General features: G+C 69.0%; 6 protein-coding genes. All 6 read right to left on the bottom strand.

Annotated elements, in window-relative coordinates; all coding sequences use genetic code 11:
* Positions 1-1,793: prolipoprotein diacylglyceryl transferase (lgt, locus tag SBI80_RS15940; RefSeq protein ID WP_318975740.1), on the bottom strand; the 1,793-nt coding region annotated here is incomplete at its 3' end.
* Positions 1,790-2,584 carry a tryptophan synthase subunit alpha gene (gene trpA / locus SBI80_RS15935; RefSeq protein WP_318975739.1) on the bottom strand — a complete coding sequence of 265 codons (795 nt, stop codon included), beginning with the start codon at positions 2,582-2,584 and terminating at the stop codon, positions 1,790-1,792. The genes trpA and lgt, both read right to left, overlap by 4 nt.
* Entirely contained in the window at positions 2,581-3,849 is a 1,269-nt protein-coding gene (gene trpB, locus SBI80_RS15930) for a tryptophan synthase subunit beta (RefSeq protein ID WP_318975738.1), read from the bottom strand. Before trpB ends, trpA begins: the two co-directional genes overlap by 4 nt.
* A gap of 4 nt (positions 3,850-3,853) precedes the next feature.
* On the bottom strand, positions 3,854-4,672 hold the full coding sequence (trpC, locus tag SBI80_RS15925) for an indole-3-glycerol phosphate synthase TrpC (protein ID WP_318975737.1): 819 nt from the start codon (positions 4,670-4,672) through the stop codon (positions 3,854-3,856).
* 83 nt (positions 4,673-4,755) lie between these two features.
* Positions 4,756-5,358 (bottom strand): TIGR02234 family membrane protein, encoded by a 603-nt coding sequence (locus SBI80_RS15920; protein WP_318975736.1) that lies wholly within the window; start codon positions 5,356-5,358, stop codon positions 4,756-4,758.
* A complete protein-coding gene (locus SBI80_RS15915; RefSeq protein WP_318975735.1) occupies positions 5,355-6,914 on the bottom strand; it encodes an anthranilate synthase component I in 1,560 nt (519 codons plus the stop codon). The genes SBI80_RS15920 and SBI80_RS15915 overlap by 4 nt, the downstream gene beginning before the upstream one ends.
* Between the last annotated feature and the right edge of the window lie 42 nt (positions 6,915-6,956).

The raw sequence follows: 6,956 nt of genomic DNA, 5'->3' as shown, positions 1-6,956 counted from the left end.
GACGTGGACTCGGTGGCCACGTCATCGGCAGTCGCTTCGGCTTCTGCGGTGGCTTCGATGGCGGCGTCATGCACCTCGGCGGCATTCGCGTCAGCCGCTTCGGCGTCTTCGCCTTCGACTGAACCCACACCGCCAGCCTCGAACTCGGCGTCGCCAGCCTCGGCGTCCTCAGCCTCGGTGGCCTCCGGCTCAGCGGCCACGTCATCGGCAGTCGCTTCGGCTTTTGCGGTGGCTTCGACGGCGGCGTCATGCACCTCGGCGGCATTCGCGTCAGCCGCTTCGGCGTCTTCGCCTTCGACTGAACCCACACCGCCAGCCTCGGACCCGGCGTCGCCAGCCTCGGCGTCCTCAGCCTCGGTCGCCTCCGGCTCAGCGGCCACGTCATCGGCAGTCGCTTCGGCTTCTGCGGTGGCTTCGACGGCGGCGTCATGCACCTCGGCGGCATTCGCGTCAGCCGCTTCGGCATCTTCGCCTTCGACCGATCCCACACCGCCAGCCTCGGACTCGACAGCCTCGGCCTGACCTGCTTCATCGGCGACCTCGGCCGCCACGGCCTCGGCTTCCTCCGCGGCTTCGAGCGCGGCTTCGTGAGCCTCCGGCGCAGCCACTTCGGCCTCTCGCGCGTCGTCGCCCTCTACGGTGCCAAGCCCGGCTTCGGGCTCGTCCTCGGCAGCGCCAGCCGCCGCGAACTCCTGCGCCTCGGCGATGTCCTCCGACGGAGCCGTCTGCACCTGCTCGGCGAGATCCTCGGCCTCGGCGGCGGCCTCCGACTCGGTCGGGCCCGACGCGGTCTCGCCCGCGTCCGTGCTGGTCGTGTCTGTCTCGTCCTCGTCACCAGCCACCTTGGCGGCTGCAACCACGCCCGAGGTGGCGGCGACGGTCACCAGTTCCTCGCCGATCTCGTCGATCAGCGATTCGTCACGGGCCTTGCCGCGCAGTGATTCCGGGTTCTCGCGTCCCTTGGGTGTGACCATGATGTAGATGACCGCACCGAGGAACACGAACGTCGAGGTGAACGAGTTGACGCGGATGCCCGCGATCAGCGTCGCGGTGTCGCTGCGCATCAGCTCGACCCAGAACCGGCCCACGCAGTAACCCGCGACGTACAGCGCGAACAACCGGCCGTGGCCGAGCTTGAACCGCCGGTCGGCCCAGAGCAGCACCGCGAAGACGAACAGGTTCCACAGCAACTCGTAGAGGAACGTCGGATGGACGATCGCATAGACCTGCCCGGTCGACACCCCGTCCAGCGAGTGCGGACTGATGACCCCGCTGGGGTCGAGCCGGTCGTAGATCTTCAAACCCCAGGGCAGATCGGTCTCGCGACCGTAGAGCTCCTGGTTGAAGTAGTTGCCGAGACGTCCGATGGCCTGGGCCAGCACGATGCCGGGCGCGATCGCATCGCCGAAGGCGGGCAGCGGGATGCCCCGCTGACGGCAGGCGATCCAGGCTCCGACGCCGCCGAGGGCGACCGCACCCCAGATGCCGAGGCCGCCGTCCCAGATACGGAGCGCCGCAACGACTCCCGCGCCATCGGGACCGAAGTACTTCTGCCAGTCGGTCATGACGTGGTAGAGCCGGCCACCGATCAGGCCGAACGGTACCGCCCACAGGGCGACGTCGTAGATGACCCCGCGCTCACCGCCGCGCGCCTCCCACCGGCGATCCCCGATGACCAGCGCCGCCACGATGCCGGCGATGATGCACAGCGCATACGCCCGAATCGGCACGAAGCCGAGGTGCCACACCCCTTGCGACGGACTCGAGATGTAGGCCAGAACCGTTGTCGTCACGCTGAAATCCTCTGTCGCACGCCCTCGGCGAGTTCCTCGGTCAGTGCCCGCACGGCGGGCAGGCCTTCGCTGAGCGCCGTCACCAGCGCCGATCCCACGATCACGCCGTCGGCGTACGAACCGATCTGCGCGGCCTGCTCGCGCGAGCGCACGCCCAGTCCGACACCGACCGGGATGTCCGACACCTCCCGGACGCGGCGCACCAACTCCGGAGCCGCATCGGAGACCGCGTCGCGCGCCCCGGTAACACCCATCGTGGAGGCGGCGTAGACGAATCCACGTGACACCCCCACCGTCGTGGCCAGGCGCTCCGGCGTCGAAGACGGGGCCACCAGGAAGATCCGGTCCAGACCGTGCTCGTCCGATGCGGCGATCCACTCGTCGGCCTCGTCGGGAATCAGGTCGGGAGTGATCAGGCCGAGCCCGCCTGCCGACGCGAGATCACGCGCGAACGCGTCGACTCCCCAGCGCAGCACCGGGTTCCAGTAGGTCATCACGACGGCGCTGCCGCCCGCGTTGCTGATCGCCTCGACGGCGCGCAGGGCATCACGCACGCGGACGCCGCCGCGCAGGGCGACCTCGGTGGCCGCGGCGATGGTCGGACCATCCATGCCGGGATCCGAGTAGGCGACGCCGACTTCAATGATGTCGCAACCGGATTCGACCATGGTGGTCATCGCCGAGATCGACGTCTCGACGTCGGGGAACCCGGTCGGAAGATAGCCGATGAGCGCGGACCGGTCTTCGGCGCGACAACTGGCGAAGAGACTGGACAGGCCCTTCTCCGTCACAGCGGCTTCTCTTCGGCGTCGAGCAGGCCGAACCACTTGGCCGCGGTGGCGACGTCCTTGTCGCCGCGGCCCGACAGGTTGACCACGATGATCGAACCGGGACCGAGTTCGCGGCCGAGCTCGAGGGTGCCCGCGATGGCGTGGGCGGATTCGATGGCCGGAATGATGCCCTCGGTCCGAGATAGAAGCGCGAACGCATCCATGGCCTGGGTGTCGGTGATCGGGCGGTAGTCGGCGCGTCCCCGGTCCTTGAGGAAGGCGTGCTCCGGTCCGACACCCGGATAGTCCAGACCCGCCGAGATCGAATGCGACTCGATGGTCTGGCCGTCCTCGTCCTGCAGCAGGTAGGAGAACGAGCCCTGGAAGGCGCCCGGCGAGCCACCGGTGAAGGTGGCGGCGTGACGACCCGTCTCCACGCCGTCGCCGGCGGCCTCGTAGCCGACCAGCCGGACTCCGGGATCGTCGATGAAGGCATGGAAGACGCCGATGGCGTTCGAGCCGCCGCCGATGCATGCCGTCACCGCGTCGGGCAATCGGCCCGCCTGCTCGAGGATCTGTGCGCGCGCCTCCATGCCAATCACCCGTTGGAAGTCGCGCACCATGGTCGGAAACGGATGGGGGCCGGCTGCGGTCCCGAAGCTGTAGTACGTGTCGTCGGCGTGGGCGACCCAGTCGCGGAAGGTCTCGTTGATGGCGTCCTTCAACGACTTCGAACCGGATTCCACGGAGACGACCTCGGCGCCGAGCAGCCGCATCCTGGCGACGTTGAGTGCTTGGCGGGCGACGTCGACCGAACCCATGTAGATCACGCAGGTCATGCCGAGCAGTGCGCAGGCGGTGGCGGTCGCCACACCGTGCTGACCGGCACCGGTCTCGGCGATGATGCGGGTCTTGCCCATCTGCTTGGCGAGCAGCCCCTGCCCCAGGGCGTTGTTGATCTTGTGGGATCCGGTGTGGTTGAGGTCTTCCCGCTTGAGGAACACCCGGGCGCCGCCAGCGTGCTCACTGAGCCGGGTCGCTTCGTACAGCGGAGATGGACGACCCGTGTAGTGGCGCTGCAGCCGGTCGAGCTCGTCGAGGAAGGTCTGGTCGGTCCTGGCCTTCTCGTAGGCCGCGGTGACCTCCTCGATGACGGCCATCAGGGCCTCGGGGACCAACCGCCCGCCGTAGGCACCGAAGTGCCCCTTGGCGTCGGGATCGTGAGTCGATGGTTCGGCAATGGCTGCGCTGGAACGCGGCAGCTCTTGGCCGGCGAGATCTCCCACTATCTCAGCGCGACGGTCTCGGGCAGGACGGGTGCGTGCCTGCGGTGACCAGGTCGGCGACGGCGGTGCGGGGATCACCGCTGGTGACGAGTCCCTCGCCGACCAGCACGGCGTCGGCACCAGCACCGGCGTACGCGAGCAGGTCCGCGGTGCCGCGGACACCGGACTCGGCGACGCGGATCACGTTGGACGGCAGACCGGGAGCGATGCGGGCGAAGCAGTCGCGGTCGACCTCGAGGGTCTTCAGATCGCGGGCGTTGACGCCTATCACCCGGGCGCCGGCCTGCAGTGCGCGGTCGGCTTCCTCCTCGGTGTGGACCTCGACGAGCGCGGTCATGCCGAGAGACTCGGTGCGGTCGATCATCGACACCAGCGCGGACTGTTCCAGCGCGGCGACGATGAGCAACAGCATGTCGGCGCCGTGGGCCCGGGCCTCGTGGATCTGGTACGGCCCGACGATGAAGTCCTTGCGCAGCACTGGAATCGTCACCGCGGCCCGGACTTCGTCGAGATCCTCCAGAGACCCCTTGAACCGGCGCTCCTCGGTCAGAACGCTGATGACCCTGGCGCCACCGTCCTGATAGGCGCGCGCCAACTTGGCCGGGTTGGAGATGGAGGCGAGTTCCCCCCGCGACGGGCTGGCCCGCTTGACCTCGGCGATGACGCCGATGCCGTCGGCACTCAGGGCCGCGAGGGCGTCCAGCGCCGGGCGGACGGACTTGGCTCGCTGCTTGACGTCGGCGAAGCTGACCTGGGCCTCACGAGCGGCTACGTCGGCGCGAACTCCCTCGATGATGGAGTCGAGCACGGTCCCCGAACTCATCAGCCGCCGCTCCCCTTCGTGCCCTCTGGAAGTACCCAGATTATTACCTTCACGAAGGGTAGTCGCCACTGCCACACGGGCCGTCACCGCCCCTCGTTGTCCGACGTCGTCGGATCGCGCCCGTCGTCGAGGGCATCCCAGATCATTCGTTCGGACATTCCGTCCGCCGTGTCCTCCCGCGCGGCCTCGCGCCTGGCCGCCGGGGTCACGTACTTGTCGGCGGTCGCGGCGGCGCCCGATGGCGTCCTGGCCGCCGTGCGCACCAGCAGCACGGCACCGACCAGTGCGCAGGCTGCGCCAACCAGAGTGAGTGCTGCACCCCAGTGGTGGCGTTGGGTCCCGATCAGCGCGGTCACCGGAACCTGCGCCAGATCGGCGGCCCGCACCGCAACGTCGCGAATCACCCACAGCCCGATCCCCAGGTAACCCATTCCGGCCGTGGCCACGGCCACCAGCACCCCGACCACCCGCAGAATCCAGCCCCGCACCGCCAGCGCGGCGATGGCGGCCGCCAAGGCGACCAGCGCCAACGGCACCAGGGCCGTCGACCAGGCGGCGCCGTTCAGCGTGGTCGACTTCGGCTGGCCGAGCCCGTCGAAGGAGGTGACGTCGACCCACGCCAGACGCGAGGCCGCCCACAGCGCCAGCGCCGAGAGCACCAGCAGCAGCTGGGCGGCCCTGCTCACGGCTCCCCCAGCGTTTCCGCGGCCGCGATCGCGTTGAGGACGGCCCGCGCCTTGTTGGCCGCCTCGTTGTACTCGTACTCACCCTTGGAGTCGGCGACCACACCGCCGCCGGCCTGCACGTAGGCCGTCCCGGCACGCATCAACGCCGTCCGGATCGCGATGGCGAAGTCTGCGTTGCCCGCGAAGTCCAGGTATCCGAGCACGCCGCCATACAGGCCGCGACGCGTCTTCTCGACCTCCTCGATGAGCTGCATCGCCCGCACCTTCGGAGCACCGGAGAGCGTGCCTGCCGGGAAGCACGCGGTGACCGCGTCGAGTGCCGTCTTGCCCTCGGCCAGGTGACCGGTCACCGTCGACACCAGGTGCATGACGTGGCTGTAGCGCTCGATGTGGCTGTAGTCCTCCACCCGCACGGTGCCCGGCACGCACACCCGGCCCAGGTCGTTGCGACCGAGGTCGACCAGCATCAGGTGCTCGGCGCGTTCCTTCTCGTCGGACAGCAGTTCCTTCTCCAGCAGGACGTCCTCCTCCTCGGTGGCCCCGCGCCAGCGGGTGCCCGCGATCGGGTGGGTCGTCGCCTTGCCGTCGGTGACGGTGACCAGCGCCTCGGGGCTGGAACCCACGATCGAGAAGTCCAGTCCGCCATCGTCGTTCGGGACATTGAGCAGGTACATGTACGGGCTGGGATTGGTCACCCGCAGCATCCGGTACACGTCGATTGGGTCGGCGGCGGTGACCATCTCGAAGCGCTGGGAGGGCACCACCTGGAACGCCTCACCCGCCTCGATGTCACCGACCAGCTTGTCGACGATGGCCGAATACTCCTCGACGGTGCGCTGGGAGCGGTAGTCCGGCGCCGGTCTGCTGAACGTCGCCACCGCCGACGGCAGCGGCGCTCCCAGCGCTGCGGTCATGACGTCGAGCCGAGCCAGGGCGTCGTCGTAGGCCTCATCGACCCGCTCGTCGGTGCCGTTCCAGTTCACCGCGTTGGCGATCAGCGTGATGGTGCCCTCGTGATGGTCGACGGCGGCGATGTCGGTGGCCAGCAGCAGCAACATGTCGGGCAGTCGCAGGTCATCGACGGCGAGCGCGGGCAGACGCTCCAGCCGTCGCACCATGTCGTAGGCGAAGAATCCCACCAGCCCGCTGGATAGCGGCGGCAGGCCGGGCAGCGTGGCGGTCTCGAGCAGTTCGAGGGTGGTGCGCACGGCGTCGATCGGATCGCCTCCGCTGGGAGCTCCCTGCGGGGTCACGCCGAGCCACACCGCCTGGTCGTCGCGCACCGTCAGAGCCGACGGGGCGCCCGCTCCGATGAAGGACCACCGTGACCAGGACCGGCCATTCTCGGCGGACTCCAATAGGAACGTTCCCGGTCGATTGGCGGCGAGCTTGCGATACGCCGACAGCGGCGTCTCGCTGTCGGCGAGCACCTTTCGCGTCACGGGAACGACGCGATGCTCGGCGGCCAGCGCCCGGAAGTCCTCCCGCGAGGTCGTCGCGGCGAGGTTGGCCGTTCGCGTCGGAGCCGGCGAAACGGCGGAAGATTGTGCCTGCACGTGACAATCCTCCCAGACGTCGAGTTCGATTCGGCCACTCAG

Source organism: Mycolicibacterium sichuanense (assembly GCF_033741125.1).
GTDB lineage: Bacteria > Actinomycetota > Actinomycetes > Mycobacteriales > Mycobacteriaceae > Mycobacterium.
This window is presented reverse-complemented; position numbering and strand designations above follow the sequence as displayed.

Coding starts and splice junctions, on each gene's coding strand:
- trpC (WP_318975737.1), bottom strand. CDS start 4,672: ATGAGTTCGGGGACCGTGCTCGACTCCATCATCGAGGGAGTTCGCGCC.